The 25,827-nt window shown below is 61.6% G+C and carries 29 protein-coding genes and 1 pseudogene; 18 read left to right on the forward strand and 12 right to left on the reverse strand.

The annotated features are described in order from the left end of the window. Positions 1–11: 11 nt before the first annotated feature. From B5V03_RS32965 to B5V03_RS32990, 6 genes are read left to right on the forward strand one after another with little or no spacing between them, the layout of a single operon-like run. Complete coding sequence (locus B5V03_RS32965) at positions 12–680, forward strand: amino acid ABC transporter permease (RefSeq protein ID WP_129274555.1); 669 nt, start codon at positions 12–14, stop codon at positions 678–680. A gap of 10 nt (positions 681–690) precedes the next feature. After that, the gene (locus B5V03_RS32970; protein WP_129274556.1) at positions 691–1,347 is read left to right on the forward strand and encodes an amino acid ABC transporter permease; all 657 of its coding nucleotides are present in this window, start codon (positions 691–693) and stop codon (positions 1,345–1,347) included. Between the two features lie 50 nt (positions 1,348–1,397). Beyond that, positions 1,398–2,225 (forward strand): transporter substrate-binding domain-containing protein, encoded by an 828-nt coding sequence (locus B5V03_RS32975; protein WP_129274557.1) that lies wholly within the window; start codon positions 1,398–1,400, stop codon positions 2,223–2,225. Positions 2,226–2,285: 60 nt separating this feature from the next. Continuing rightward, entirely contained in the window at positions 2,286–3,032 is a 747-nt protein-coding gene (locus B5V03_RS32980) for an amino acid ABC transporter ATP-binding protein (RefSeq protein ID WP_129274558.1), read from the forward strand. Between the two features lie 13 nt (positions 3,033–3,045). Then, positions 3,046–3,495: a type II 3-dehydroquinate dehydratase gene (aroQ, locus tag B5V03_RS32985; RefSeq protein ID WP_129274559.1), complete on the forward strand. Its 450-nt coding sequence runs from the start codon at positions 3,046–3,048 to the stop codon at positions 3,493–3,495. A 6-nt stretch (positions 3,496–3,501) separates the two neighbouring features. Beyond that, positions 3,502–4,536 carry a Gfo/Idh/MocA family protein gene (locus B5V03_RS32990; protein WP_129274560.1) on the forward strand — a complete coding sequence of 345 codons (1,035 nt, stop codon included), beginning with the start codon at positions 3,502–3,504 and terminating at the stop codon, positions 4,534–4,536. 55 nt (positions 4,537–4,591) lie between these two features. Here B5V03_RS32990 and B5V03_RS32995 read toward each other — a convergent pair whose 3' ends face one another. The 3 genes and pseudogenes from B5V03_RS32995 to B5V03_RS42590 form a co-directional block, all read right to left on the reverse strand. Continuing rightward, positions 4,592–4,861 (reverse strand): hypothetical protein, encoded by a 270-nt coding sequence (locus B5V03_RS32995; RefSeq protein ID WP_129274561.1) that lies wholly within the window; start codon positions 4,859–4,861, stop codon positions 4,592–4,594. 89 nt (positions 4,862–4,950) lie between these two features. Beyond that, positions 4,951–5,037, reverse strand: a pseudogene (locus tag B5V03_RS41810) (3-hydroxybutyrate dehydrogenase); the annotation flags it as partial. An 85-nt stretch (positions 5,038–5,122) separates the two neighbouring features. Then, positions 5,123–5,407 (reverse strand): hypothetical protein, encoded by a 285-nt coding sequence (locus B5V03_RS42590; protein ID WP_245502412.1) that lies wholly within the window; start codon positions 5,405–5,407, stop codon positions 5,123–5,125. A 203-nt stretch (positions 5,408–5,610) separates the two neighbouring features. Between B5V03_RS42590 and B5V03_RS33005 the strand changes: the two genes are divergently transcribed. From B5V03_RS33005 to B5V03_RS42935, 9 genes are all read left to right on the forward strand, one after another. Then, positions 5,611–6,357 carry a GntR family transcriptional regulator gene (locus tag B5V03_RS33005; RefSeq protein ID WP_129274562.1) on the forward strand — a complete coding sequence of 249 codons (747 nt, stop codon included), beginning with the start codon at positions 5,611–5,613 and terminating at the stop codon, positions 6,355–6,357. A 207-nt stretch (positions 6,358–6,564) separates the two neighbouring features. Continuing rightward, positions 6,565–7,071 carry an ureidoglycolate lyase gene (locus B5V03_RS33010; RefSeq protein ID WP_164988457.1) on the forward strand — a complete coding sequence of 169 codons (507 nt, stop codon included), beginning with the start codon at positions 6,565–6,567 and terminating at the stop codon, positions 7,069–7,071. Positions 7,072–7,083: 12 nt separating this feature from the next. Further along, positions 7,084–8,001: an allantoinase PuuE gene (locus B5V03_RS33015; protein WP_129274564.1), complete on the forward strand. Its 918-nt coding sequence runs from the start codon at positions 7,084–7,086 to the stop codon at positions 7,999–8,001. Between the two features lie 20 nt (positions 8,002–8,021). Next, positions 8,022–8,888: a substrate-binding periplasmic protein gene (locus B5V03_RS33020; RefSeq protein ID WP_129274565.1), complete on the forward strand. Its 867-nt coding sequence runs from the start codon at positions 8,022–8,024 to the stop codon at positions 8,886–8,888. Positions 8,889–8,938: 50 nt separating this feature from the next. Further along, positions 8,939–9,610 (forward strand): amino acid ABC transporter permease, encoded by a 672-nt coding sequence (locus B5V03_RS33025; protein ID WP_129274566.1) that lies wholly within the window; start codon positions 8,939–8,941, stop codon positions 9,608–9,610. Positions 9,611–9,620: 10 nt separating this feature from the next. Next, positions 9,621–10,292, forward strand: coding sequence for an amino acid ABC transporter permease (locus tag B5V03_RS33030; protein WP_129274567.1), 672 nt, complete (start codon positions 9,621–9,623; stop codon positions 10,290–10,292). 3 nt (positions 10,293–10,295) lie between these two features. Next, the gene (locus B5V03_RS33035) at positions 10,296–11,291 is read left to right on the forward strand and encodes an NAD-dependent epimerase/dehydratase family protein (RefSeq protein ID WP_129274568.1); all 996 of its coding nucleotides are present in this window, start codon (positions 10,296–10,298) and stop codon (positions 11,289–11,291) included. Next, the gene (locus tag B5V03_RS33040) at positions 11,288–12,064 is read left to right on the forward strand and encodes an SDR family NAD(P)-dependent oxidoreductase (protein WP_129274569.1); all 777 of its coding nucleotides are present in this window, start codon (positions 11,288–11,290) and stop codon (positions 12,062–12,064) included. Before B5V03_RS33035 ends, B5V03_RS33040 begins: the two co-directional genes overlap by 4 nt. 147 nt (positions 12,065–12,211) lie before the next feature. Beyond that, the gene (locus B5V03_RS42935) at positions 12,212–12,787 is read left to right on the forward strand and encodes an ATP-binding cassette domain-containing protein (RefSeq protein ID WP_349643412.1); all 576 of its coding nucleotides are present in this window, start codon (positions 12,212–12,214) and stop codon (positions 12,785–12,787) included. A gap of 92 nt (positions 12,788–12,879) precedes the next feature. Here B5V03_RS42935 and B5V03_RS33050 read toward each other — a convergent pair whose 3' ends face one another. The 9 genes from B5V03_RS33050 to B5V03_RS33090 form a co-directional block, all read right to left on the reverse strand. Further along, positions 12,880–14,325 carry a GntP family permease gene (locus tag B5V03_RS33050; RefSeq protein ID WP_129274570.1) on the reverse strand — a complete coding sequence of 482 codons (1,446 nt, stop codon included), beginning with the start codon at positions 14,323–14,325 and terminating at the stop codon, positions 12,880–12,882. A gap of 110 nt (positions 14,326–14,435) precedes the next feature. Then, entirely contained in the window at positions 14,436–15,452 is a 1,017-nt protein-coding gene (yut, locus tag B5V03_RS33055; RefSeq protein WP_129274571.1) for an urea transporter, read from the reverse strand. Positions 15,453–15,516: 64 nt separating this feature from the next. Beyond that, positions 15,517–16,413, reverse strand: coding sequence for an urease accessory protein UreD (locus B5V03_RS33060; protein WP_433995358.1), 897 nt, complete (start codon positions 16,411–16,413; stop codon positions 15,517–15,519). A 50-nt stretch (positions 16,414–16,463) separates the two neighbouring features. Next, complete coding sequence (gene ureG, locus B5V03_RS33065) at positions 16,464–17,108, reverse strand: urease accessory protein UreG (RefSeq protein WP_129274573.1); 645 nt, start codon at positions 17,106–17,108, stop codon at positions 16,464–16,466. 18 nt (positions 17,109–17,126) lie between these two features. Further along, positions 17,127–17,846 carry an urease accessory protein UreF gene (locus B5V03_RS33070; protein WP_129274574.1) on the reverse strand — a complete coding sequence of 240 codons (720 nt, stop codon included), beginning with the start codon at positions 17,844–17,846 and terminating at the stop codon, positions 17,127–17,129. Continuing rightward, on the reverse strand, positions 17,830–18,522 hold the full coding sequence (gene ureE, locus B5V03_RS33075) for an urease accessory protein UreE (RefSeq protein ID WP_129274575.1): 693 nt from the start codon (positions 18,520–18,522) through the stop codon (positions 17,830–17,832). Before ureE ends, B5V03_RS33070 begins: the two co-directional genes overlap by 17 nt. A gap of 10 nt (positions 18,523–18,532) precedes the next feature. Further along, the gene (locus B5V03_RS33080; protein ID WP_129274576.1) at positions 18,533–20,254 is read right to left on the reverse strand and encodes an urease subunit alpha; all 1,722 of its coding nucleotides are present in this window, start codon (positions 20,252–20,254) and stop codon (positions 18,533–18,535) included. A gap of 44 nt (positions 20,255–20,298) precedes the next feature. After that, positions 20,299–20,736: an urease subunit beta gene (locus B5V03_RS33085; RefSeq protein ID WP_129274577.1), complete on the reverse strand. Its 438-nt coding sequence runs from the start codon at positions 20,734–20,736 to the stop codon at positions 20,299–20,301. A gap of 20 nt (positions 20,737–20,756) precedes the next feature. Next, positions 20,757–21,059 carry an urease subunit gamma gene (locus B5V03_RS33090; RefSeq protein WP_129274578.1) on the reverse strand — a complete coding sequence of 101 codons (303 nt, stop codon included), beginning with the start codon at positions 21,057–21,059 and terminating at the stop codon, positions 20,757–20,759. Between the two features lie 202 nt (positions 21,060–21,261). Here B5V03_RS33090 and B5V03_RS33095 point away from each other — a divergent pair, with 202 nt between their 5' ends. From B5V03_RS33095 to B5V03_RS33105, 3 genes are all read left to right on the forward strand, one after another. After that, positions 21,262–22,098: a high-affinity nickel-transport family protein gene (locus tag B5V03_RS33095; RefSeq protein WP_129274579.1), complete on the forward strand. Its 837-nt coding sequence runs from the start codon at positions 21,262–21,264 to the stop codon at positions 22,096–22,098. Positions 22,099–23,072: 974 nt separating this feature from the next. Then, the gene (locus tag B5V03_RS33100) at positions 23,073–24,242 is read left to right on the forward strand and encodes a metallophosphoesterase (RefSeq protein WP_129274580.1); all 1,170 of its coding nucleotides are present in this window, start codon (positions 23,073–23,075) and stop codon (positions 24,240–24,242) included. Further along, positions 24,235–25,803 carry a GMC family oxidoreductase gene (locus B5V03_RS33105; RefSeq protein WP_129274581.1) on the forward strand — a complete coding sequence of 523 codons (1,569 nt, stop codon included), beginning with the start codon at positions 24,235–24,237 and terminating at the stop codon, positions 25,801–25,803. Before B5V03_RS33100 ends, B5V03_RS33105 begins: the two co-directional genes overlap by 8 nt. The last annotated feature ends 24 nt before the right edge of the window (positions 25,804–25,827 follow it).

Consider the following 25,827-nt stretch of genomic DNA (forward strand, 5'->3'; position numbering starts at 1 on the left):
GGAAACGCAAGATGGGCTACAAGCTCGATTTCTCGGTGGTTTGGCATGCGATGCCCGCGCTGCTGTGGGGGTGCGTGGGTACATTGAGTCTGGCGCTTGCCGGCATGACGCTCGCGATGGTGATCGGTGTCGCCGGCGTCGCGGCACGCGATTCGAAGGCGGGCTGGTTGCGGGCCATCGTGATTGGCTTCGTTGAGATCGTGCGCAACACGCCTTTCCTGGTGCAGATTTTCTTTCTGTTCTTCGCCCTGCCGCTCATCGGCTTGAAGCTCAATCCGACCGCCACTGCCATTATCGCACTTGGGCTCAATGGCGGCGCCTACGCCATCGAGATCATCCGCGGCGGCGTCCAGTCTGTTCATAAAGGACAGGTGGAGGCCGGCTACGCGCTCGGACTGCACAAAGGGCAGGTTTTCCGGTTCATTGTGCTCAAGCCCGCGCTTCGCGCGATCTATCCCTCTCTCACGGGTCAGTTCATCATGCTGACGCTGACCTCGTCGATCTGTTCGGCTGTATCGGCCTACGAACTGACATCGGTTGCGCAGCGCATCGAAAGCGACACCTTCCGCAGCTTCGAGGTCTATTTCTCCGTCACCTTCCTCTACCTCGCGATCTCCTGGCTGTTGATGCTGGGCTTTGCGGTCATCTCTCACCGCTTTTTCTCTTATCCGACACGCTGAGGGGGAGATCATGGTCCCGCATTTTGGCCTTCCGGAGTTCGGCTTCCTGCTGCGTGGCCTGCAATGGACGGTGCTGCTTACGCTGGTCGCATTCGCAGGTGGCTGCACGGCGGGGCTCGCTATCGCATTGCTGCGCACCTGTGGCCACAAGAGAGTGGAATGGATCACGCGCATATACATCGGGATATTCCAGGGCACTCCGCTGCTGCTACAGCTTTTCGTCGTGTACTACGGATTGGCGCTAACCGGGTTGAAGCTGGACGCGTTCGTCGCGGTGGCGATCGGTTTCACCGTGAATGCATCCGCCTTTCTCGGCGAGATCTGGCGCGGAGCGATACAGGCTGTGCCGCGCGGTCAGACCGAGGCGGCGATGGCGCTTGGATTGCACTATTCGTCCCGCATGCGCGACATCGTGATGCCGCAGGCAATCCGCATCTCGCTGCCGGCGACCATCGGCTATCTCGTGCAGCTCATCAAGGGCACCTCGCTCGCCGCCATCGTGGGCTTCATCGAACTCGCCCGCGCCGGTCAAATCGTATCGAACCAGACCTTCCAGCCGTTGCTCGTCTTCGGCGTGGTCGGCGCAATGTACTTCGTCCTCTGCTGGCCACTCTCATGGTGGGGCAGTCGGATGGAGGCCAGGCTTGCCCTGGCCAATCAAAGGTAGGAACGGCGCACCTGCTCAAAACATACAGCCATCATCAGGAGGAGATATCCATGTTGTTTTCACTCAATCGTCGCCAGCTCGGCATTGCCGTGCTGACGCTGGGTGCCATCGCTGTTGCAGGCGAATCGCAGGCGGGGACTCTGGAAGACGTGAAGAAGAAGGGCGTCGTCGTCATCGGCATTCAGGGCGATAATCCGCCTTGGGGCTATGTCGATAGTTCAGGAAAGCAGGACGGCATCGATGCCGACATGGGGCGCGCCTTCGCTGAATATCTCGGCGTCAAGGCCGAGTTCGTCCCGCTGGCGGTGGCCAATCGTATTCCGGCGCTGACCACAGGCCGCGTCGACATTCTGTTCGCAACCATGGCCATGCTGCCTGAGCGCGCAAAGGCGGTGCAGTACTCCAAGCCGTATGTTGCCAACGAGATTACGCTTGTCGCTGCCCAGGCAACGCCGATCAACAGCAATGCCGACATGGGCAAGTACGTTATTGGCGTTCCGAGGTCCTCCACGCAGGATACTCAGGTTACCAATAACGCCCCGTCCGGGACCGAGATCCGCAGATTCGACGATGACGCGGCCACGATCCAGGCGCTGCTCTCCGGTCAGGTGCAGGCCGTCGGCGCAAACAGCTTCTACTCGCAGCGTCTGAACGCTGCAAAGCCGGAACTTGGGTTCGAGCCCAAGCTTCACTTCACAGCTCTGTACAACGGCGCATGCACGCGCCTGGGAGAGAAGGAGTGGAACGAGACGGCCAACAAGTTCATCGACGAGATCAAGTCTAACGGCAAATTGGCCGGCTTCTACGCCAAGTGGATGAAGGCGCCCATGCCGACCTTTCCCGACTCGGTTCCCGGCGTTCCGTTCACAGTTCAATAATCACGGCGAGCGGCCGACGCGCTGCGCGTCGGCCGTCGTCCGATAGTGGAGGCCGAATCCATGCAGGATCATATCCTGATCGAAATGATGGGTGTGCAGAAGTGGTACGGCGGGTACCAAGCTCTCCGCAACGTCGATCTCACCGTGCGCAAGGGCGAAAAGATCGTGCTCTGCGGTCCGTCCGGCTCAGGCAAGTCGACGTTGATCCGCTGTATCAACCGCCTGGAGGCGATCCAGCAGGGCAGTATCGTGGTGAACGGTCATCGGCTGGACGACAGCATCAAGGCAATCGACGTCGTACGCCAGGACGTCGGCATGGTCTTTCAGAGCTTCAACCTTTTTCCGCATATGACGGTCTTGCAGAACTGTACGCTCGCACCCATTCGCGCGCGCCGCATCAGCAAGACCGAAGCGGAAGCGACCGCGCGAAAATACCTCGAGCGTGTCCGCATCGGTGACCAGGCCGAGAAGTATCCGGCTCAGCTTTCCGGCGGCCAGCAACAGCGTGTCGCGATTGCGCGTGCGCTCTGCATGCAGCCCAAGGTGATGCTGTTTGATGAACCGACGTCAGCGCTCGATCCCGAAATGGTCAAGGAGGTGCTTGATACGATGATAGGCCTCGCCAACGACGGCATGACCATGATTTGCGTCACCCACGAGATGGGTTTTGCTCGCCAGGTTGCCGATCGTGTGATCTTCATGGCGGAAGGCCAGATCATCGAAGAAGGCGCGCCCGACGCTTTCTTCCGTAATCCACAGCACGCCCGCACCAGGCAGTTCCTTGGCGAGATCCTCGCCCATCACTGAACGGAGTTCTTTCATGAATCCTCTTGTCTACGTCCTCAACGGACCAAATCTCAATTTGCTTGGCAAGCGCCAGCCCCACATCTATGGTTACGAGACGCTAGCGGACGTGGAGCGGGATTGCCGCGCGCTGGCCGGGGAGCTCGCACTGGAGATGCGCTTTCACCAGTCGAACAGGGAATACGAGCTGATCGACTGGATCCATGAGGCGCGCGAGACGGCTGCCGGTATCGTGATGAATCCCGCGGCCTTCACCCACACGTCGGTCGCCATTCTGGATGCTTTGAACACGTTCGAGGGGACGGTGATCGAGGTGCATATTTCCAACGTGCACAAGCGCGAGGAATTCCGCCACCACTCGTTTGTCTCCAAACGCGCTGATGGAGTGATCGCAGGCTTCGGCACTCAGGGTTATCTGCTCGGCTTGCGTCGTGTGGCCAAGCTGCTTGATGAGAAGAAGGGATAGTAGCGCATGAGTGCACCCGTCCGCCTGTCGGTGATGGGAGCGGGCCTCATCGGCAAGCGACACATCGAACATATTCTCGCGCGGCCGGAGACGATACTGTCGTCGATCGTCGATCCGATGCCAGCGGCGCGAGAGTTGGCAGTGTCGCTGAAAGTGGACTGGTTTCCGTCGTTTCAGGGCATGCTCTCCGTAAATCGGCCGGAGGGGGTGGTCGTCGCCACCCCCAATCAGATGCATGTGGCCAACGGCATGGATTGTATCGCTGCGGGCATTCCAGCGCTCATCGAGAAGCCGTTAGCGGATGACGTCGTCGCCGCGCAGGCCCTGGTCGAAGCCTCCGAGCGGGCGGGCGTGCCGCTGCTCACCGGCCATCATCGCCGCCACAACCCGATGATCCAGCGCGCCAAGGCGGAGATCGACAGCGGCCGGCTCGGCCAGATCGTGTCGGTGCATGGCATGTTCTGGCTGATCAAACCGGACGACTATTTCGATGTAGCCTGGCGTCGCGAAAAAGGGGCGGGGCCTATTTTCCTGAATCTCATCCACGATGTCGACCTGCTGCGGTACCTGTGTGGGGATATCGTGGCGGTACAGGCCGCCCAATCCAATCGACTGCGTGGAAATACCGTTGAAGAGACAGCGGTGATCATTCTGCACTTCGTCTCCGGTGCGCTGGGAACGGTCAATGTCTCCGACACCATCCAGTCGCCTTGGAGTTGGGAATTCACGGCTGGTGAGAACCCGGCGTACAGTCATACGCAGGAGACTTGTTACCAGATCGGCGGCACAAGGGCATCGCTGTCTGTTCCGCAACTCGATCTTTGGCATCATCCAAGCAAGGCCAGCTGGTGGGCGCCGATAGAGCGCGAGCGGCTGAGGTATGAGAAGGAAGACCCGCTTGGCCTGCAGATTGCCAATTTCTGTGCGGTTATCCGAGGTGCAGCCGCGCCTGTAGTGAGCGCGCGCGAAGGTCTCAAAACCCTCGAAGTGATAGACGCAATCAAGCGCGCAGCGGAAACCGGAGATCTCGTGTCGTTTTGAAGCCGGCGGGTCCCAGGTTCGAGCCCTGGTGCGCCCACCAAATCAAAAGACCTTTTCAATAAATTACGGGATTGGTCGCCGAGAATAAAATGGGTCTCGTGCGACGCTTTTTGGTGGTCGGACGCCGCACACCGCGAGATTGCTGCAGCACGTCCTCATTGAAGGCGTCCTCGCGCAGGCGCAAGGCCGTGGTCGGGTGTTCATCTTCGGCGATGTCGAGCAGCGTGCCGTTTCTCGCAACATTGCGCGTCGAGCGATCCCTCTCATGGAAGACCTCGCTGCGGTCGGAGTAATTGAGCGGATTGCTGCTTGCGCTGGGAAACATAGTTTGAGGTCCGTGTTGCGAGCGGTACCGGCATCGCGTGCCGTCACGCGTTGCTTGGGCTGATTTGAAATGCCTTACACTGTGGTCTAGGCGCCGGCGTCCGCGAATGCACGGGCGCACGCGAGCCCTATGCCGCTGGTTGAGCCGGTTACAACGGCGGTTTTACCTTTCAGAATTCCCCTCTCGGTTACCTTATCCGTAGCTTGCAAAGACAATCGAAGACTTGCGGGCCGGAGCGTCCTTCCGGCCTCCTGCGGCGCTCTACTTAGAAGGCGCGCCCACCTTATGAATCAAGACCTTAGCGGTCTTGACGTGCGGGGAAACCAGCGCCGTTTCCGGCTTTGCTCTCGCTTCGAGCTTCAGCACCGCCGCTTCAGTGAGCCGCATGTCACGACGGAGGTCGTGCGAGTCGAGAATGGCTTCGACGTCCTTCAACAGGTGGCCGGTCACGGCGGCGATCTCCGCTACGCTGGCGCCGGCGATTGCCGAGCGAACCACCGCCGTGCCCTTAACGTCGTGAAACGGCCGGCTTGGCGAATTCACCACCTTCGTGGCGATTCCCTTCGTCGAGGACAGGCGTTGGTATCCTATACGGATACACCCGGTTTATTGCGGAATCGGATCCAAAACGGTATCCTCTGCAGCGAGAGAGGCGGTCGTGGCAGTTGGGGTCGCGCGGCCGGCGCGTCCCTTCGACGTGATGCGTCTCGACAAGCCGAGTCGGCACGACTATCAATCTGCGATTGGCGATGCCGCGAGGATCGAACGTGACCAGGCCAACTGCGCGTAAGCACCTTTCCGCCACTGCTTCTGCGCGCAAAACCGCAGCGCCAAGGCGTTCCCGCTCCGAGGGCAGTGTCACTGAGGCGACCTATAGAAGGCTTCTTGACTTAATCGAACTGCGGCAACTCGCGCCGGGTGAGGTGATCGAGGAACGCCGCCTGGCGCTACGGCTCAAGGTGTCACGCACGCCCCTGCGCGCGGGAATCAGCCGCCTGCTCGGTGAGGGCAGGCTGGAGCAGCTTTCGAACGGCTCGGTCATCGTGCGCAACATCGGGATCGCCGAGCTGCTCGAGCTGATCCATTTGCGGCTGATTCTCGAGAGCGAAGCCGCCTCACTTGCGGCGACCCGCATCGGCCTGGATATCCTTCAGCCAATCAAGGCCAACTTGGAGAAGATCCTGGCGACCGCCGAGATCACCAAGGCCAAGCATTGGACGCTGGACGATGAAATCCACGACCAGATCGCCGGCAATTGCGGCAACCGGTCGTTGGCCGCGCTGATCGGCGAGACCCGCCGCAAGATCAGGATGTGCAACGTGGAACGACGTCCCGAACGGCTCTTGCCAGCATGTCGCGAGCATCTCGCCATCGTGGATGCCATCATCCAGCGCGACGCGGCTGTGGCGCGCCACGCCATGATTCAGCATCTCACCAACGTCCGCCAAGGCATGCTGGAAACCTTCGGAATCTTCCTGCCCGACAGCCACGGCTGATCGCCACTGCGGCACCGGTATCCGCGGACGGCCGCTCAGGTGTAAAGCAATCTGCTCAATTTTTTGTCGGCGATCGCCGCGCATGTGTTCATGGGGCCGCAATGGCTGCGCTTGACACGATAAATCCCCTGGGCTCCAATGGTATACCATTGGAATAACAAAGTTGGTCGCCTTGATGTGTGTCCTTGCCAGGGATCTCAATTTTCGATGATGGGCTCGCCTTCCTATACGATCTCGGTCGAGCCGCTGTCCGCGGCCGCGTTTGCTCCCTTCGGCGACGTGGCGTCGCGCCCGACCGGCGAGCGGCGGCGGTATCTGCCGACAATGCTAAACCGTGCCGACGAAGCGCAATCGTTCTCGTTCTGGATCAGCAGCGCGGCCGCGCTCCGGCGCCTGCCGCTGCGGGCGACCACGCTGGAGCGGCATCCGTATTCGGCTCAGACATTTGTCCCGCTCGGCTCTGCGCGCTACCTTGCCGTGGTCTGTGGCGCGGACCCCGGCGGCGAACCCGACCTGACGACGCTGAGAGGATTTGTTGCCGGTCCCGAACACATCGTCACCTATGCGCGCAACGTCTGGCATCATCCGATGACGGTGCTCGACGCGCCCATGGAATTCGCGGTGGCGATGGGAGTTACAGGTCGGCAGGATGACGACGTCTTCTTCGATCTCGATGCCGAAGTGATTGTCGTGATGCCGGCGGCGGCATTCTGAGGAGCGACCGTCATGACGGTGCAGAGTTCCCATGATCGTGATTTCGTCGGCTATGGACGCAATCCTCCGGATCCGAAATGGCCGGATGGTGCGCGGATCGCGCTGAACATCTGCATCAACTATGAAGAGGGCTCCGAGGCCTCGTTGGCCGATGGCGACGGTTTCACCGAGACGGCGCTGACCGAGGGCGGCGGTGGCTTCGAGGGCAGGGATCTCGCCGCGGAGTCGATGTTCGAATACGGCAGCCGGATCGGCTTCTGGCGGCTGATCCGGCTGCTGTCCGAACGGAATATGACGGCGACGGTCATGGGGTGTGCGCTTGCGCTGGAGCGCAATCCGGATGCGGTCGCGGCCATCCGCGAGCACGGATACGATGTGTGCGCGCATGGCTGGCGCTGGGAGCGGCATCAGCATCTCGGCGAGGATGAGGAGCGCGAGCGGATCCGCAAGACCGTGGCAAGCCTGACGCGGACGATCGGCGAGCGGCCGCTCGGCTGGTATTGCCGATATGGCGCCGGCGTGAACACCCGCCGGCTCGTGGTCGAGGAGGGAGGCTTCCTCTACGATTCCGACGCCTATAATGACGAGTTGCCGTACTGGACGAGCGTCTCGGCCAAGCCGCATCTGATCGTGCCCTATGGCCTCGTCAACAACGATGCCAAGTTCATGCGCGGCGCGATGGCGACCGCGGACGATTTCTTCGCCTATCTGAGAGACGCGTTCGACATGCTCCATGCGGAAGGCGCCACCGCGCCGAAGATGATGTCGGTCGGCCTGCATACTCGGATCGCCGGCCATCCGGGCCGGGCCGCAGGCCTTGCACGCTTTCTCGATCATGTCGCCACCCGCGAGGCCGTGTGGGTCTGCCGGCGCGCGGACATCGCCCGGCACTGGATCGCCACCCATCCTGCACAACCTGGACAGTCGTGACCCATGGAAGGACCAGACCGATGACACTCCGATCAAAGCTTGTTGCAATCGCGCTGGTTCTCGGCGGGGTTCAGATTGCGATCCGGGCGAATGCCCAAGAGGCGGACCATCCTTCCGAGAAGCCGCTGGTGGTGGCGTCCGACTTCGGCGTCGCGCCCTGGATGGTGCGGGGTACCAGCGGACCCGAGGGCTTCGGCGCTGATCTGATCAATGAGATCGGCAAGGACCTCGGCCGACCGAAGGTCGAGATCGTGGATATCAATTTCTCCGGGCTGTTTGCCGCGCTATTTGCCAAACGGGTCGAGTTCCTGGTCAATCCGCTGAATCTGACGGCGGAGCGCTCCGAGCGGATGCTCTATACCGAGCCGCTGTTCACGACCGGAAACGGCTTTCTCGTTCGCGTGGCCGACGAGATGAAGGGCTTCGAGGATCTCAAAGGCAAGAGCGTCGCGGTGAACAGGGGCACCATTTCCGACACCTGGGCAACCGCGAATGCCGAGAAGTACGGGTTTGAAGTGCAGCGGTACGACACGTTTCCGGACAGTGTGCAGGCTATCCTGACGCGGCGCGCCTTCACGGCGCTGAACGAAATTCCGACAACCGTTTACGCTGCCAGCCAGAACAAGGCGATCAAGGTCGGCTACAAGGATTTCAGCGGCCGTAACTTTGCATATGCGTTTCGTCTGGAAGACGTCGAGTATCGCAACAAGGTCGAGAACGTCATCGAATGCATGAAGCTCGACGGACGTCTCCGCAAGCTGCACGAGAAGTGGTACGGCGCGGCTCCGGACGCAGGCTCGGCGATCGAGACGGTGTTCTTCGGCTACGGCCCTCCTGGCTTCAAGGGGTTCGAACCCACCGCCCACGTTCCGGCCTGCAAGAAGTAGATACGACAGCCGGACCGTTTCGCGGTCCGGCCACCGGATGATGGCAGCCGATGGACCGCATTCTGGAATACTATTTCAATCCCAAAGTCATCGCGCAGGCATTTCCGGATGTGCTGGCGGGTTTCCGCGTGACGGTCGCGGTGGCGCTGCTGATTATCGTGTTTGGTATCGCGATCGGTTTGTTGCTGGCCCTGTTGCGTTGCGCCAACTTGCGGTTCTTGAATGCGCTGATCATCGTCTATGTGGATGTGTTGCGGACGCTGCCGCAGCTCGTCATTATTGTCTTCATCTATTTCGGCCTGCCGTACGTGGGCCTCACGCTGTCGCCGTTCGTCACCACCGTGCTGTCGCTAGCCATGGTGCTGTCCGCGTTCAGCAGCGAGATCTTCTGGTCTGCCATCATGGCAGTGCCGCGTGGGCAATGGGATGCCGCAAGCGCGCTGGGGTTCGGGCCGGTACGCACGCTCCTGCAGATCATCCTGCCGCAAGCTGTTCGGCTGTCGGTTCCGCTGCTGACCAATCGGGCGATATCGATCAGCAAGGGCACCGCGCTCGGCACCGCGGTGTCGCTGCCGGAGACACTGGGCCAGGCCCAGAGCGTGACCGCGATCGTCGCCAATCCTTCGCCGCTGACGCTCGCTGCCGCATTCTACGTCCTCTTCTTCCTTCCGCTCGTGGTCGCGAGCCGATGGATCGAGCGGCGATCCGGCCGGGGACGGTGAGGAGAACGCCATGCAGGCGCTGTTGGACAATTTCGCCGATATTGACGCCTTGATGCGGGTCTACCCGCTGCTGCTACAGGGGCTGCTCTACACCGCACTGCTGGCGGCGGTGGCGCTGCCGCTTGGCTTGCTGCTTGGCCTTGTCGTCGCGGTGGCCTACAGCTTCCACCATCGCTGGGTGAACATCGCACTGCTGGTCTATATCGACCTGTTCCGGGCGTTCCCCGTGGTAGTGCTGCTGATCCTGGTGTTTTACGGTCTGCCGTTCCTGGGCCTGACGCTGGGCGGATTTGCCGCCGCGGTGTTCGCGATCGTGCTCAACAATTCCGGGTACTATGGCGAAATCTTTCGTGCCGGCATCGAATCGGTGCCGCGCGGCCAGTACGATGCGGCGCGCGCCCTCGGTTTCAAGCCGTTGCATGTGGTGGTCTACATCGTGCTGCCGCAGGCGGTGCGCAATGTGCTGGCGCCGCTGGCGAGCAACTCGCTCGAACTGATCAAGACCACATCAATCGGCGCGCTCGTCGCGCTGCCCGAACTGCTGCGTTCGGCGCGGGTCGCCCAGGAGCAGACTTACAACCCCACGCCGCTGATGGCGGCCGCGGTGATTTTCTTCGTGCTGCTGTACCCTATCGCCCGCTGGGTGGCGCGCCTGGAACGGCAGGCTTTGGTGTCAAGGTAGGCCATGGCGATCCTGATCACAGGCGGTGCCGGGTTCATCGGTCTTGCGTTGGCTGAGCATTTGCTGGCCGCGGGCCGGTCCGTGGTGCTGTTTGACCTGGCCGCGCCCCCTGCGGACGTCATGGCGCGGCCAGAGCTCGCAGGCGCTCGGTGGATCACCGGCGATGTCAGACGCCGCGCCGATGTCGATGCGGCGCTTGCGACCATACCGATCGAGCTCGTGATCCACGCGGCGGCGGTGACGCCGAACGAGATGCGGGAACGTACCGATGCGCGCGGAATCATTGATGTCAATATCGGCGGGACCGTCAACCTGATGGAGCGGGTCGTCGCTTGTGGCGGCATCCGCCGCGTCGTCGTGTTGAGCTCGGTTGCTGTGTACGGCTTCTCCTCACCCGCGCAGTCGGGCTTTTTCGAGGAAGAGACCAGCCATCCGGCGCCTGCGGCGCTTTATGGCATCAGCAAGCTTGCGGCGGAGCAGGTGGCGCAGAGGATTGCGCATCTTCACGGTTGCGATACGCGGATCGTCCGGCTCGGCCCGGTCTATGGGCGCTGGGAGCTGCCAACCTCGGTGCGCGATGCGCTCAGCCCGCACCATCAGGTCCTTCAGGCACTGCGAAACGGTCAGGAGGCGATCCTGCCGCGCCTGATGCGCGCCGACTGGATCTACTCCCGCGATGCAGCGGCCGGCATAGCCGCGGTCGCCATGGCGTCAGCTCTTGGTCATGCGATCTACCATGTCGGCGGCGGCAGGCTGTCCGACCTGCCGGACTGGTGCCGCACGCTGGCAAGCCGGTTTCCGGATTTCCGCTGGCGGTGCGCCGAGCCAGGTGAGCCAGCCGGTATTGTCTACAATCTGCCGGTCGATCGCGCGCCACTGAGCATCGCGCGTCTGGTGCGTGATACCGGATTCGATCTGGCCTACCCGGTGGGCGCGGCGGTTGCGGATTATTTGTCCTGGGCGAGGCTCGATCGCCCGGCATCGGGAGGCGTATCATGACGGGGCGGCTGCTGGGCAAATCGATTGTGATCACGGGCGCCTCATCCGGGATCGGACGCGCCATCGCATGCCGCTTCGCGGCCGAAGGTGCGCGTCTGGTGCTCGCCGACATCACCACCGACGTTCGTGAGGGAGGTGTGCCGACCATAGAGCGGTTGCGCGCGGACGGCTGCGAGGCGGAGTTCATCTGCACCGATGTCTCATCGGAGGCTGATGCGAGGCGGGCGATTGCGCTAGCGGTGGAAAGGTTCGGCCGGCTCGATGGTCTCGTCAACAACGCGGCCATCGGCATCGGCAAACCGCTGCTCGAGGCGAGCCTTGCGGAGTGGAACAGGGTCTTTGCGGTAAACCTCACTGGCGTCTTCCTCATGAGCAGGGCCGCGGTTGCGGCGATGCTGGAGCAGGAGGTTCGCGATGGCGTTCGCGGCCGTATCGTCAATATTTCATCCCAGCATGGCATGATCGCCTGTCCGGAGGACATTGCCTACGGCACCTCGAAGGCGGGCGTCGTCTACATTACCCGACAGATCGCGGCGGACTATGCGAAGGATCATATCATCTGCAATGCGGTAGCGCCCGGCAAGATCGTGACCGGAAAGCCGGGGCGTGCCGCCGAGCCGCGTTGGATGGATTATTCCCGTAGCCGCACGCCAATGCCGCGCCTGGGCGTGCCAGACGATGTGGCCAATACGGCGCTGTTCCTGGCGTCCGACGACGCCACCTTCATCACCGGCGAGAACATTCTCGTCGACGGCGGCTGGATGGCCGCATGACAATCGCGGAGACATCGATGATCCAGGACCCCGCAACCGTAGCGCCCGTGATCGACTTGCAAGGCGTCAGCAAATGGTACGGCACGACTCAGGTGCTGAAGGGAATCGACTTCCGCGTGGCGCGTGGCGCGTGGCGAGCGCGTGGTCGTGTGTGGGCCGTCGGGCTCCGGCAAATCGACCATGATCCGCTGCATCAATCGGCTAAAGGACCACCGGGAGGGAAAGATCATCGTCAACGGGGTGGAACTCGACCACACCACCAGGAACGTCGACATGGTGCGCCGCGACGTCGGGATGGTGTTCCAGCAGTTCAACCTGTTCCCGCACCTGACCGTACTTCAGAACCTGATGATCGCGCCGGTCAAGATCCGTAAGGTCCCCAAGCCTGAAGCCGAGGCGACGGCGCGTCGGTACCGTCCAGCATCGCCTGCATCGCGGGCTCCCCGGATTGGATGGCGCTGCGATTTGCTTCTTGACCTCCTCCGCCTGTTGGGAAAGCGCGCGGCCGGCTTCTCTTCCAGACAACGTCAGCCGCGGCCGCTTGGAAGAAATTGGGCGCCAGCATCCGCGACTTTCCTGCTAGATTGCACCCGAAGACGCTCTGCCAGCCACTGCCCGTGTAGTGCTCGCTTCCGTGTGTTGCTTCAGATCCGAATGCCTATGTTACCCGTCCACTCATCGACTCGTTGGCCGTGCGAAGCCGCTTCCGCCGCGAGAGCGTAGACACCGCCCCCTGCGGCTATCACGGCCGCCCAGCCCAACGTCACGCCAGTTCCATTGATGCTGCGGCAATTTCCAAAGTATAACCGCTGTCGTCAAAATGACCCGAACACCGTACCCAGGACAAGGACAGCGGCGAGCGCAATGATGCAGGTTACGATCACGGTCATCACCATATCGAAATAGCTCTCGCGGTGGGTCAGCCCGCTGATCTGAAGCAGTAACAAGACTGTACCGTTATGTGGAAGAGCATCGAGCGTGCCAGCGCCAATCGTGGTCACGCGATGCATCAGCGCCGGATCGATTCCGTGCTCAGCGGCGAGCCGCAAGAAGGTGTCGCCAAGTATATTGAGCACGATCGCCATCCCCCCGGAAGCGGTACCGGTAAGCGCAGCGAGCGCGTTCACGGAGATCGTGAGAGAGATAAGGGGGCCTCCGCCAATCGCGAGTAGCGCGTCACGTACGTCCGCGAACGCGGGCAGCGCCGCAACGACAGCACCAAAGCCGACGAGACTGCCGATCATCAGGATTGGCATGACGGAGGAAGCAGCGCCAGCATCCAGGCTTTCTCGCAACGCCGGGAAACGCCGATAGTTGAAGATGACGACAGTAAGGGTCGCAGCTCCGAGCGCAATGAGAACCGACCAGACGCCGGCCACTGCTCCGATCGTGGTGTCGCCCCACACCTCTTTGGCCAAGAACGAAAAATCCAGCCGTGGGAGGACGACCAGAGACATTAGGAAATTCGTACAGATGACTACAACCAGCGGCAATGCGGCAATCGCAAAGAGGGGTAGGCTGGCACTGTGCTTGCCATGCTGAAATTCAGCTGGATCAAAATCGCCGGCCGCGGTCGCCTGCATACGAACGGTCTCGTTGATACTGGAAGATACCTCCGAATTGCGATCATAGCCCTCGCCGGCCCTGCGAGCGGCCGCTTCTGCGCGGCGGAGCCACCACATGCCGATAATAAAAATGATGATCGAAGCGATGATGCCCAGACCGGGCGCCGCGAAGGTTGTTGTGCCGAAGTAAGGCATCGGAATGGCATTGTTGACAGACGGCGTTCCTGGCATTGCCGACATCGTGAACGTGAACGCCCCGAGACCGATGGTAGCCGGCATCAAGCGGCGCGGAATGTTCGCAGCCTGGAACATCTCTTTCGCCATGGGGACTAACACGAAGAAGGCGACAAAGACGCTGACACCGCCGTAGGTGACCGCGGCCGAAGCCAGCACCACTGAGAGTATCGTGCGGCGTGTTCCCAATCGTTCAGTCAGAAAACGCGCGATCGAGGTGATCGAACCGCTGTCGTCCATCAGCTTGCCGAACAACCCGCCAAGCAGGAACATCGGAAACCACTGCGTAACGAATCGACCAGCAGCCGGCATAAAGGTCTGCGTCCAATGAGCAAGAAGCGGCTCACCCGAAATCGCGGCGGCAAGGAGCGCAGCCACCGGTGCCACTATGAGTACGCTCCAGCCTCGATAGGCAAGCCACATCAGCAGCGCGAGCCCGAGCAGTATCCCGACGAGTCCCATGATTCAGGCCCCCTCTTATCAACTTGATATCCAGGACGCTATGACGTCCCAGTTCGTCTTGGAGTATTACGAAATTAAGGTCAGACATATGAGCTTCCAAAAGTAGGGATCTAGGTTGTGCGCGCTGTCGCGGCATCGTCTGTTGCGGTCGACGCCGGCTCGAAACACTGGCGTGGAAGAAGGAAGATCCACGTGATGAGCACAAAAGGCGCGGTAAGCGCAGGGATGGCGAGCGGCGTCAAGGCAACGTTCAACGCCGCTTGTGCGATGACCGTAACCAGCGTGCCCAGCATGGCGTAGATCGCGACCCGCCAGCTCGGTCGGTAGAATACGGCACCCAGCGCGATCGCCGTCAGAACCGGGCTGAAACCGAGAAGACCGCCGGTGACCAGCTCGCTTTCGGCACCGAAAAGATGAGCCGCCAGGACTGCCAGTATCGCACCGGCGAGCGCGAATGCGGCGGCAGCCCATGAGTTCACGGCCAGGCCAGCGAGCAGCAGAAGGCCGGCCACGCCGCTCGCCTTCAGGAAGACCTGTGAGATGCTTTGAAGCACACCCTGGACAAGGTCGATGAGCTCGAGCGGGTTAACCTCATAGCGTTGAAAGGCGGTGACAACGTCGCCAGCCGGTAGTGCAGCCCCTGTGAGGCCGGAAAATCCATACGTGGCCAGCAGAAGGAGCCACGTCGTCAGCACGAACGGAAACGTCAGGCTGGACACACCCCAGGGCTTAAGGGCGTTGACGGTCCCGAGCATCGCGATAACCGAAACTGACGCCCCCAACACCACATAGACCCACATGAGCGCGTTCGGAGATAGAAATGTCGTCAACGCAAGTCCGACAAGGACGCCGTTGTATCCATAGAGCCCGGCATGGAGCGACGCTTGATCAGCGTTAAGCCATTGGGCCGTCACGTTTGCCACGACGACAGCGAGGACGCCGGCTATTGCCACTCGAGGAACGCCGGCTGCGTATGAACCCCAGGCGATCGCGGCCAGAAAGAGAAGCCCGGTTAATGGGTTGTCCTGAAACATGACTTGCCCGATGCTGCGCAAATTGATGTCCAGGAACCGCACGATACCTGACGACGCAGAGAGGCTTTCCCACTTTGCCAAGATCTTGATCAATGCTGCCTCCTCGAACGTGTCGACGTCGGCTGTTGGAGATCACCTGTTGGGCGCAGCCGATCCGCTAGCGCCAAAGATAGGGCGGAGGTAGCGCGGCGCCGATGATCTCCTGACGTGCCACGCTCCAGAACTCACGCGCCTTGGCTTTCACTTGCGCGGTTTCGCGGCCCAACACCTTGAAGATCAGGCCGGCGTCGTTGGGCAAATGGCACGCGCCGAACGCAACACCCTCCGCAAGGTCAATGTCGGCTTCTACACGCTCGTAGATCCGGTCTGCCTTGTCCTTGGGCGCGCACAGGATCACATTGGCGAACACATCAAAGGAGTCCATCACGCCAGTCTGCCGCATCACATATCGCTGCGGCTCGATTACCAGCTTCTCTGCGAACAAGGAAAGACCATCGGGCCGCGCAGCTGCTGTTGATATCGACAGCACGGTTGCTCCGAAGCACTCGTCGGGATGATGGTGCTTTCGGCCCGGCTGAATAAGTTCCGAGAGGAGCAATGTGGCCGACGGAGCGACGGAGATTTGTGTGTCGCTGATAAATCGTGCGTGCCGGTGCGGGATCACGGGTTCGGGAAGGAACTCCAGGTATGCGTCATCGGCAAGCGTTATGGTTTGACTTTGCGCCGCATAATTGGCGTCCATCGCGTGGATCTTGGTTGCCGATTGGGAGGTAAGGTGAGCTTGCGCGCCCGGACAAAGGGTGACGTCCAGAGCGAGCCGGTCTCCCTGCAGCAAGCAGCCCGTGGTGGTGATCAGGAAGACATAGGCCAAACCCGGCATTTGTTCGTCGCAATGCAACGCGCGCTGCACCATGTAGGGAGCGCGGCGTTCCAGGTTTGCCAGGATCGTCTTGCCAGAGCGGTGCTCGAAACCCAGACGGAGGAAACCCGTCTTGCCCACTGTGCCGCTGCTCATCTGCGGCGGTTCATCCTGGAACGAGGCGAATTCCGGCATCGATGCGCCGAGCGCCTCAGCGCGTGTCCAGGGAGGGAAGGGCGCTGGTATCATGCTGAACGCCGTGCGCGCGGATTGATATCGAACAGAAACTCCCGCTCGATCAGCGCGACCAATTCCGGAACACCTTCTCCCGTCTTGCAGTTCGTGAACAGGAACGGTTTGCTGCCGCGCATCATCCGCGAATCGTGCTTCATCACGTCAAGGCTGGCCCCGACATGGGGGGCAAGATCTGTTTTGTTGATCACTAGTATGTCGGAATACGTGATCCCGGGTCCGTTCTTGCGAGGGATCTTATCGCCCGCGGCGACGTCGATTACATAAATGAAGTAGTCCACCAATGCTGGCGAAAAGGTGAGCGTCAGGTTGTCGCCTCCGCTTTCGATCAGCACGACGTCGCTATCCGGAAAGCGCCGTTCCATATCCTCGACCGCAGCGAGGTTCATGCTTGGGTCTTCGCGCACCGCAGTATGAGGGCAGGCGCCCGTCTCCACTCCGAGAATGCGTTCCTGGAGCAGGATGCCCTTGAGGGTACGCTGAACGTGCTTGGCGTCTTCGGTCGTCACCACGTCGTTGGTGATGATAAGCACCTTGATGCCGAGGTCGAGCAACCGCGGTGTTATGGCTTCCACGATCGCGGTCTTGCCTGACCCGACCGGGCCGCCGATGCCGATGCGCGTGATATTCTTCGACATCCGAGGCTCCCTTCGACGTCAGTTCATGAACAGGCGCACATGCGCTCTGGTATGGACAGCGGCCAGAATGTCCGTCAATGGCGCAAAACCTGCCATGTCCGACAGCCGCGCCGCCGCGGCGGCCTCGTACATCCCTGCCGCTTGCCCGGTAAGCTCGTACAGAATCGTCTGGGTCTCGATGTGGCTGACTTTCATCAACCGCAAGGCCGCGCCAAGGATTGTTGTCGCAACGCCGTATTGGTGCACGACAAACGCCCGGCTGGCCGGCAGATCCTGTGCGGAAAAATTGATCGCCAGAGCTATCGGGTAGCAACCGGGGGTAACAGACGTTTCGATGCGTTCACGCCAGGTGCGAAGCAGCGGCGCGCCCACCATCTCCACACCCATCTCCGTGAATTTCTTGCCCATGCGAACCGACATTGTTCGCGCTTCATCTGAAAGCTTGCGCGCGTACACCTGCGCATCGATCCTGACGAGGATATCGACGTCACCGGCAGCCGCCGCGCGATGCGCGGCGATCAGGGCGATACAGTCACCACGCGCCGCCTGGTCCAACGCGGTGCGTGCGAACGCTCGAAGCGTTGCCGCATTGGTGACGACGCCTTTCTGGATGGCGGATTCCAGGCCGGAAGAAAACGCGAACGCCCCAATGGGGAACATCGAGTCACCAAACTGCAGCATCCGCGAGAGCGATGCGATGCTGCTCGACGCATCGGCGCCGTCATTCTCGATGGTCATGTGCAGAACCGGCCGTTGCCGGCGATGTTAATTCCTGAGCGGCGGCTCCCGGATGGGCGTGGACGTGTGTCGGTGGATGTCCGTACACGCGTCCCGTCTCGGCCTCGACACCGGCATAGCTCTCATGGGTGTGTGAATGGACCGGCCCCTCCGCGCCACCGAAAAGCCGACGTGATTCATGCGGCGCGAGGTAGGGAACGACCACCCGGCCGGGTACGAATTGGTAGCGGATTCCTTCAAAACGGTGCGTATTCATGACGGACGCCATCACCTTGCGATCGACGGTCAGCGGGACGTAGACGGAGTTGTCCTTGACCAATGCCGGCCAATGCTGATTACCCATCGCGTGGCCCAGTTCAACGCATGTGCGCATGGCCATTTCGGGCGCGAGGTTCATCAGCTCGTCCAGATGCACGATCATCACGTCACGCAACTCGATTCGCGCGACAAGTGCCGAGAGCGCCTGGGCATCCCAGAGCAGCACGTCGCCATCGTGGATATGGGTGGCGCGGTCGATTGAGACTGCGATCTCCACCCCCTTTGCAGTCGTCTTGCGGAAGCGGCTTTTCTGCGCTTCCCACTGGTCGATCTCCAGCAAGTCAGTGTCCGCGGCAGACAAGCGGTCGGCCCATTCGGGATCGCCGATGTTGCCCAGAACGGTCTGGATGAGGATCATGGCGGGCGCCTTAACTGAAGAAATACTTCTGGTTCAGCGAGACAGTCGTCAAAGGCTGTACGGTCGCGTGCTTGCCGTCGACGGTGACGGCGAAAGTCTCCGGACTGACTTCAATTTTCGGGGTTCCGGTATTTCGGATCATGTCGCGCTTGCCGATCTTGCGGACGTTTCGCACCGGCATCACCTGCCGGCGAAGCTCCAGACGCTCCTTGATCCCGGCAGCATGAGCGACGCCGGAGACGAACGTGATGCAGTTGGCCGCCAATGCATGGCCGTAAGCCCCGAACATCGGCCGATAGTAGGTCGGCTGCGGCGTCGGCAGCGACGCGTTCGGATCGCCCATCACTGCCCAGCTGATGAAGCCGTTCTTGATGATGATCTTGGGCTTGGCGCCGAAGAACGCTGGCTCCCACAGGACGAGGTCGGCGATCTTGCCGACCTCGACCGAACCCAGCACGTCGGCAATACCGTGCGTGATCGCCGGATTGATGGTGATCTTCGCCACGTAGCGCAGCACCCGGAAATTGTCGTTGCCGGGCGCGTCCTCCGGCAGCTTGCCGCGCCCGTTCTTCATCGCATCGGCGGTCTGGATGCAACGCAGCCAGCATTCCCCGATGCGTCCCATCGCCTGCGAATCGCTTGAGAACATCGAGATTACGCCGAGGTCCTGGAGGACGTTTTCGGCGGCGATGGTTTCAGCTCGGATTCGGCTCTCGGTGAACGCAACATCCGACGGGATGTCGGGGCTGAGGTGGTGACACACCATGATCATGTCATAGAGCTCCGCCTGTGAGTTGATGCCGTAGGGGAGCGTAGGGTTGGTCGAAGACGGTAAGACGTTGGGAAGGCCCGCGATCTTGATGATGTCGGGCGCGTGGCCGCCGCCGGATCCTTCGGTATGGAACGAATGGACCGTGCGCCCCTCAAACGCCTCGATCGAATCGTCGACGAAGCCGGATTCGTTCAGCGTGTCGGTATGGATGCACACTTGAGTGTCCGTCTCGTCTGCGACGGTGAGCGCAGACCGAAGCACCGCCGGGGTGGTGCCCCAGTCCTCGTGACATTTCACGCCGATCGCGCCCGCCTCGATCTGTTCCACCAGAGCTGCTTTGCCGTGTCCGTGCCCCTTGCCGAGAATGCCGACGTTGAGCGGCCAGTTTTCGAACGCGCGCAACATCATGCGGATGTTTCCGGGACCCGATGTGACGGTCGTCGCGTAGGAGCCGTCCGAAGGACCGGTGCCGCCACCGATCAATGTCGTCGTGCCGTTTGAGAGCGCCGCCTGCGCCTGCTGCGGAGAGATGAAATGGATGTGCGTGTCGATCCCGGCGGCCGTCAGGATCAGATGTGAGCCCGAGATGGCATCGGTGGCCAGGCCAATCTCCAGGCCAGGTGTAACGCGATCCATCGTCTGCGGATTGCCGGCCTTGCCGATCGCGCTGATACAGCCGTCCCTGATCCCCACATCTGCTTTCACCACGCCCAGTACCGCGTCGATCACGGTCACGTTGGTGATCACGAGGTCAGGAGCACCGCCCGCCCGCGTCACCTGATTGTCCATGCCCATGCCCTCACGCATGCTCTTGCCACCGCCGAAGACGAGCTCGTCGCCGTAGCCGCCGCGTAAATCGCGCTCTATTTCCACGAACAAGCCCGTGTCGCCCAGGCGGATGCGGTCACCTGTCGTCGGACCGAACAGGCCGACATATTCTTGCCGAGACATGGTAGGCATAGTGGCCCTCGTTCAAGCTCTGCTGTTCGACGCGATCTCACGCCTTATGTCGATCGGAAGCCTCGCTTCGCCGCCTGCGCCACCGCCTTGGATTTGACTGTGGCGGCGTCTTGGCCTGCGGTTGGACCATCGACGAGATTGTTGAAACCATAGACGGCGCGCTTGCCGCCGTAGGGAACGAGTTGAACCTCGCGTTCGTCACCGGGCTCGAACCGCGTTGCGGTCGATGACGGAATGTTCAGGCGCAGCCCAAAGGCGGCCGAGCGATCGAATTCCAGCGCACGATTGACTTCGAAAAAATGGAAGTGCGATCCGACCTGTATCGGGCGATCGCCCGCGTTGCGTACCTTAAGCGTCGTCACCGGACGATCGGCATCGAATGCGATCGCCGCTGAACTGCACACGTAGCCGCCGACCGGCACGTCCCTTGTCGCCGGGTCGACATTTGCGGCAACGGCAGGGCCCACTTTTGGTCCAGCCATGTTAACCTCCTGTCAGGCACTCACTGGATGGGCGTGTGCACCGTCACCAGGCGGCTGCCGTCGGTGAACACCGCCTCGATCTGCACCATTGGAACGAGATCGGCGACGCCGTCCTTCACATCAGCCTTGGTCAGGGCGGTACGCGCCTCCTTGGTTACGTCTTCGATTGTTTTCCCAGCGCGTGCGCCATCGAGGGCGACCGCTGAGATAACGGCGACGGCTTCGGGATAATTGAGCTTGAGGCCCTTGGCTCTTCGCTTTAACGCGACATCTGCCATCATGTAGACGAGCAGCTTGTCGAACTCTCTTGGAGTGAGCTGCATGCAATCCTCCGGGCCCGCCTGGCTTGCCTTAGTGCAAGGACAGCCACCACGAGTAGGTGCCTCACACCCGTCAGTGTCAATCAGGGTTCTCCCCCGGTCTTCTATCGGAATCGCCCTGATGGACTAGCCATCACAAGCGGACGTATCGTTTTGCAGTATCCGAAAGTTTCCTGGCTCCGATGCCCATCTTGAAACGTGCGCAATGACCGGAGCCGCCCTGAATGTCTTGTCCTTCCTGTATCTCGGCTTCCTGCTCGGGATGCGGCATGCGGCCGACGCCGACCATGTGGTCGCCATTGCGACAATCGTCAGCCGCGAGCGCAGCGTGGCGGGCTCGGTGCTGATCGGCGCCGCCTGGGGCGTCGGGCACACCGTCACGGTCATGGCAGTCGGCGCGGCAATCATCGTGTTCGGGGTCGTCATTCCGCCGCGGCTCGGCGTGTCGATGGAATTTGCCGTCGGCGTCATGCTCGTCCTGCTCGGCGTTCTCACCTTGGCAGGGATAGGCCGCGCGGGCGGGGTGGCCCGTGTGCATGCGGGCGTTCCCAGCGTACATGAACTCGACGTCCACGACCACCTCCATGCGCACGGCGACTATTTGCACCGGCATCCGCACGGTCACAGTTCCGGGGTGCACGGTCACGCCGACGAGCACACGCCGCTGGCGCGGCTCGACCGCAGCGGGCTCGGTTGGATCGCGCTTTATGACTGGCTGCGCCCCTTCGTAATCGGCCTCGTGCACGGCCTGGCAGGGTCGACCGCCGTCGCCCTAATGATCCTTTCGATCATCCGCGAACCGGTGGCCGCGCTCGGGTATCTCCTGCTGTTCGGGCTCGGGACTATCGTCGGAATGATGCTCATCACGCTAATCCTGTCGGCGCCGTTTACGTTCACGGCGGTCAATCTGCCGAAATTCAATTGGCTGCTCCGCGTGGCATCGGGCTTGGTCAGCTTCTCCTTCGGGGTGGTCCTGATCTACGGCATCGGTTTTGCCGAGGGCCGCATGTTCACCGACATGCCGATCTGGAATCCCCATTAACCTAGCCGTCGGCTTGGGGTCAGCGGCAAGCCATGAGTGCGTAGGTCTGATTCGTTGCCGACACCGCTCAGAAACCGAAGGACAGTGTCGCAATAATACATGGAGGATTCGCCATTCAGATGATGAGCATGCGCGGTGGGCGGACATTGTTGCCGGTCGGGGTCATTGTGGCGCTCGCCCTAATGATCGGGGCTCGAGGACAAGTAGCTCGCTTTCGGTTGGGGGTGGACTCAGGCGGTGCATTGGCTAGCTGTTCTCGATGCTGCTGCGCCTGATGGGGCGACGCTAGGGTGCCATTTCGGAAGTGCGGCTCCAATGAAAATGTCGAGAGCCTAGAGGAACATTTTGCCGCGCGCCGTCTCTGGGCTCCCGGTCTGGGGATCCTGAGGTGAAAACGCCTTCCCCGCGATTCATAGTAGAGCTTGGTAGGAGCGTCGCTTGATGCCGTCACGCGCCGAAGGCCTCCGCGATCGCGCAGCTTGCTTCGCGGCGGGGCCCGTCATTCCTCGGCCGAGCTAACCACCAATTGACCCCGAAACCCCGTGAACAAACGACGATAAAGGTGGTCAATCGCGAGCCATTGTTTTTGTCGATCTTTTCGCTTGCTATTTGCGTTCGGGACGCAGGGCTCGCGGGTCAGCAGGACGCGCCTTGCGATTTACAATTCAATCATAACCTATTGACCTATATAGCTCCGGTGAGGCGGTCTTTTACAGCTAAGTGCCTGTAGTTGTGTGTAAAAGATCGGACTCTCAATCAGCGGGTCCCAGGTTCGAGCCCTGGTGCGCCCACCAAGCTTTTCAATAGCTTAGGGGTTTTCGCGGTTGTCGCTCCGGCAGACGTCGTATCGCTGATTCGACAAGCCGGCTGCCATTGTTCTCTCGTCGCTTTCCGGCACCGGAAATGGGCGATTTCCGAACGCGCTTTGCATAGGTCGGGTAAGAAGGTCGCGCTGATACCGGCGGAGAGAACCGATTCCCCAACTCATATTCGGCCTGATCTATCTGCTGATCCTGACCCGCTTCCTATGGCCGATCGATTTGCCGCTCTGGGTCAAGATCGTGGTCGCCGTGCTTGCATTGGCGGCCTTGCAGTTTCATCGGTGGAGCGAGCTCTCGTCGGGCTCCGTGTTTTCTCCCGAGTTTCCACGTCCGGTGGTCGCCCTCTTCAACTGGGCGTTCGGCGCAATCGTTTTGCTGGCGTTGCTGCTGCTGGCGCTCGATGTCGGGCTTTTGCTCGCAATCCCATTCAATGGCGGCCTCGTGAGTGTGCCCGACGACGTCCGCTATGGCTTGGCTGCGTTGGCCGCGCTCTCGGCCGCGATCGGCGTCCAGCAGGCGATGCGGATTCCGCCGCTCAAGGATGTCGAAATCGCGATCCGGGGGCTTCCACGCCAGTTCGACGGCTACACCATTCTGCAACTCACCGATCTTCACATCAGCCGCCTGTTTCCCGCGGCATGGGCGCGCGCGGTCGTTGAGCGGTCGAACGCGCTGGGTGTGGACCTGATCGCGATTACCGGAGACCTGATCGATGGAACGCACGATGCGCGACGCGCCGACATCGAGCCGTTGCGGGACTTGAGGGCAACGGATGGAGTTCATGTGATCTCCGGCAATCACGAGTACATTTTCGGCTACAGCACGTGGATGGCGCACTTTGCCGCGTTGGGGCTGCTGTCGCTGGAGAACAGGCACATCGTTCTCGATCGCAATGGCGGCAAGCTGGTCATCGCCGGCATCACCGACCGGGCAACGCGCCGGAGAGGTCATCACGTCCGCGATCTTGCTGCAGTCCTTGATGGTGCACCCAAAGACGCCCCGGTCATCCTGCTTGACCACCAGCCGAGCGATGCGCGGCACGCCGCCAAACTCGGCGTAGCCGTGCAATTGTCCGGACATACGCACGGCGGATTGATCATGGGTCTAGACCGCCTGGCCGCACCCGCGAACGCAGGCTACGTCTCGGGCCGGTACGACGTGGACGGGATGACGCTCTACGTGAATAACGGTACTGCGCTATGGCCAGGCTTCGCGCTGCGGCTCGGTCGCCCATCCGAGTTGACGCGGATCACGTTGCGTCAGGCCCCCCGGGAAGCGACCGGGCTTGAAGGGCACGAAATGGAAGTGAGCCGAATTGATTGAACAGGGATACGACACGATCATCATCGGCGGAGGTTCCGCCGGAGCGACGCTGGCCGCGCGCCTCAGCGAAGATCCAGCGCATCGTGTGCTGCTGCTCGAGGCCGGGCAAGATCTCCGCACCGCGACCACGCCGGAACACATCCGCATTCCGAACCCGATGCGCGCCATCGGTGATGACGACTTCCGCTGGCCGAAGCTGCTGGCGCGACGCACCGAGCGGCAGCCGCCGCTGCTGCTCTGGCGTGGCCGCGCCCTGGGTGGCAGCTCGACCATCAATGGCCAGATCGCGATCCGCGCCGTGCCCGACGACCTCGACCGCTGGGCGGCCGCGGGCTGCACTGGCTGGTCATGGGACGAGATGCTGCCTTATTTCTGCAAGCTCGAGACCGACAAGAATTTCCCCGACGCACCCTATCATGGTGATCGCGGTCCGATCCCGGTGTATCGCGCTCCGATCCCGGATTGGGGCAATGTCGACCGGGCGCTGCGCGCCTCGGCGCTCGGCCTCGGCTATGGCTGGTGTGAGGACCACAACGCGCCCACAGGCACCGGCGTCTCGCCCTATGCCATCAACAGCGAGTCTGGCTTACGGATCTCCACCAATGACGGCTATCTGGAGCCGGCGCGCGGTCGCGCCAACCTCGACATCGTCGGTCACGCCTTGGTCGACACCATCACCTTCGAAGGCAACCGGCTGCACGCCAGCGGCGTCCGGGTCCGCGTGAACGGCCAATTCTTTGCGCCCCGCGCGACGCGCGAGGTGATCCTCTGCGCCGGCGCCATCCATTCGCCGGCCATCCTGCAGCGTTCCGGCATTGGGCCTGTCGCCCTGCTGGAGAAGCTTGGCATCCCCATCCGCGCGGACTTGCCGGTGGGCGAGAATTTGCTGGACCATCCGATCGTCAACGCGCTGCTGCATTTGCGTGAAGACAGCCAGGTCAGCACCCTGATGCACCGGCATACCAATTGCTGCCTGCGCTATTCGTCAGGTCTCGCAGGCGCCGGCGACAACGACATGATCATGATCGCCGGAAATCTCGCCCGCTCGTCGAAATCGATGGTTGAGGTCACGCTCGGACGCATCGCCGTGTCTGTCTATCAAGCTTTCAGCCAAGGCCACGTCCGCATCGTGACTGTTGACCCCGAGGTCGATCCTGAAGTCGAGGAACGCATGCTGTCTGACCCCAGCGATCTCCTGCGCATGCGCGACGGCGTCCGCCGACTGCGTGATATCTGTCTGCAGCCTGCGGTGACCGATATCGCCGACCGCGTCGATTATGGCGCCAGCGGACGCTCCATGGACGAGCCGTTCAGCGACGCGGAGCTGGATGACTGGTTATTGGCCGAGTGTAGCGACGCGCAGCACGCCAGCGGCACCTGTCGCATGGGCGCGCCGGACGATGTGCGCTCGGTCGTCGATCCCGAATGCCGGGTGATCGGATGCACGGGATTGCGAGTCATCGATGCCTCGATCATGCCGGAGGTTCCGCGCGCCAACACGCATTTGACCACGGTCGCGATCGCGGAGCGCATGGCGGGCCGGCTGAAGGGCGCGAGATAAAAGGCATGGGCTCGATCTGAAAGC

Origin of the sequence: Bradyrhizobium betae (assembly GCF_004123905.1) — a bacterium.
Classification (GTDB): Bacteria; Pseudomonadota; Alphaproteobacteria; order Rhizobiales; family Xanthobacteraceae; genus Bradyrhizobium; species Bradyrhizobium betae_A.

Bases quoted from the DNA above. Each gene is read 5' to 3' on its own strand.
- B5V03_RS33060 (WP_433995358.1), bottom strand. From the start codon at position 16,413: ATGCCGGAATTCGCCTCGTTCCAGGATGAACCGCCGCAGATGAGCAGC.
- B5V03_RS32970 (WP_129274556.1), top strand. From the start codon at position 691: ATGGTCCCGCATTTTGGCCTTCCGGAGTTCGGCTTCCTGCTGCGTGGC.
- B5V03_RS33035 (WP_129274568.1), top strand. From the start codon at position 10,296: ATGGCGATCCTGATCACAGGCGGTGCCGGGTTCATCGGTCTTGCGTTG.
- B5V03_RS32975 (WP_129274557.1), top strand. From the start codon at position 1,398: ATGTTGTTTTCACTCAATCGTCGCCAGCTCGGCATTGCCGTGCTGACG.
- B5V03_RS33050 (WP_129274570.1), bottom strand. From the start codon at position 14,325: ATGGGACTCGTCGGGATACTGCTCGGGCTCGCGCTGCTGATGTGGCTT.
- ureG (WP_129274573.1), bottom strand. From the start codon at position 17,108: ATGTCGAAGAATATCACGCGCATCGGCATCGGCGGCCCGGTCGGGTCA.
- B5V03_RS33090 (WP_129274578.1), bottom strand. From the start codon at position 21,059: ATGCAGCTCACTCCAAGAGAGTTCGACAAGCTGCTCGTCTACATGATG.
- aroQ (WP_129274559.1), top strand. From the start codon at position 3,046: ATGAATCCTCTTGTCTACGTCCTCAACGGACCAAATCTCAATTTGCTT.
- B5V03_RS33030 (WP_129274567.1), top strand. From the start codon at position 9,621: ATGCAGGCGCTGTTGGACAATTTCGCCGATATTGACGCCTTGATGCGG.
- B5V03_RS33080 (WP_129274576.1), bottom strand. From the start codon at position 20,254: ATGCCTACCATGTCTCGGCAAGAATATGTCGGCCTGTTCGGTCCGACG.
- B5V03_RS33005 (WP_129274562.1), top strand. From the start codon at position 5,611: ATGCCGCGAGGATCGAACGTGACCAGGCCAACTGCGCGTAAGCACCTT.
- B5V03_RS32980 (WP_129274558.1), top strand. From the start codon at position 2,286: ATGCAGGATCATATCCTGATCGAAATGATGGGTGTGCAGAAGTGGTAC.
- B5V03_RS33085 (WP_129274577.1), bottom strand. From the start codon at position 20,736: ATGGCTGGACCAAAAGTGGGCCCTGCCGTTGCCGCAAATGTCGACCCG.
- B5V03_RS32995 (WP_129274561.1), bottom strand. From the start codon at position 4,861: ATGTTTCCCAGCGCAAGCAGCAATCCGCTCAATTACTCCGACCGCAGC.
- B5V03_RS33010 (WP_164988457.1), top strand. From the start codon at position 6,565: ATGATGGGCTCGCCTTCCTATACGATCTCGGTCGAGCCGCTGTCCGCG.
- B5V03_RS33020 (WP_129274565.1), top strand. From the start codon at position 8,022: ATGACACTCCGATCAAAGCTTGTTGCAATCGCGCTGGTTCTCGGCGGG.
- B5V03_RS33095 (WP_129274579.1), top strand. From the start codon at position 21,262: ATGACCGGAGCCGCCCTGAATGTCTTGTCCTTCCTGTATCTCGGCTTC.
- B5V03_RS33025 (WP_129274566.1), top strand. From the start codon at position 8,939: ATGGACCGCATTCTGGAATACTATTTCAATCCCAAAGTCATCGCGCAG.
- B5V03_RS33070 (WP_129274574.1), bottom strand. From the start codon at position 17,846: ATGACCATCGAGAATGACGGCGCCGATGCGTCGAGCAGCATCGCATCG.
- ureE (WP_129274575.1), bottom strand. From the start codon at position 18,522: ATGATCCTCATCCAGACCGTTCTGGGCAACATCGGCGATCCCGAATGG.
- B5V03_RS32965 (WP_129274555.1), top strand. From the start codon at position 12: ATGGGCTACAAGCTCGATTTCTCGGTGGTTTGGCATGCGATGCCCGCG.
- B5V03_RS33015 (WP_129274564.1), top strand. From the start codon at position 7,084: ATGACGGTGCAGAGTTCCCATGATCGTGATTTCGTCGGCTATGGACGC.
- B5V03_RS32990 (WP_129274560.1), top strand. From the start codon at position 3,502: ATGAGTGCACCCGTCCGCCTGTCGGTGATGGGAGCGGGCCTCATCGGC.
- B5V03_RS33040 (WP_129274569.1), top strand. From the start codon at position 11,288: ATGACGGGGCGGCTGCTGGGCAAATCGATTGTGATCACGGGCGCCTCA.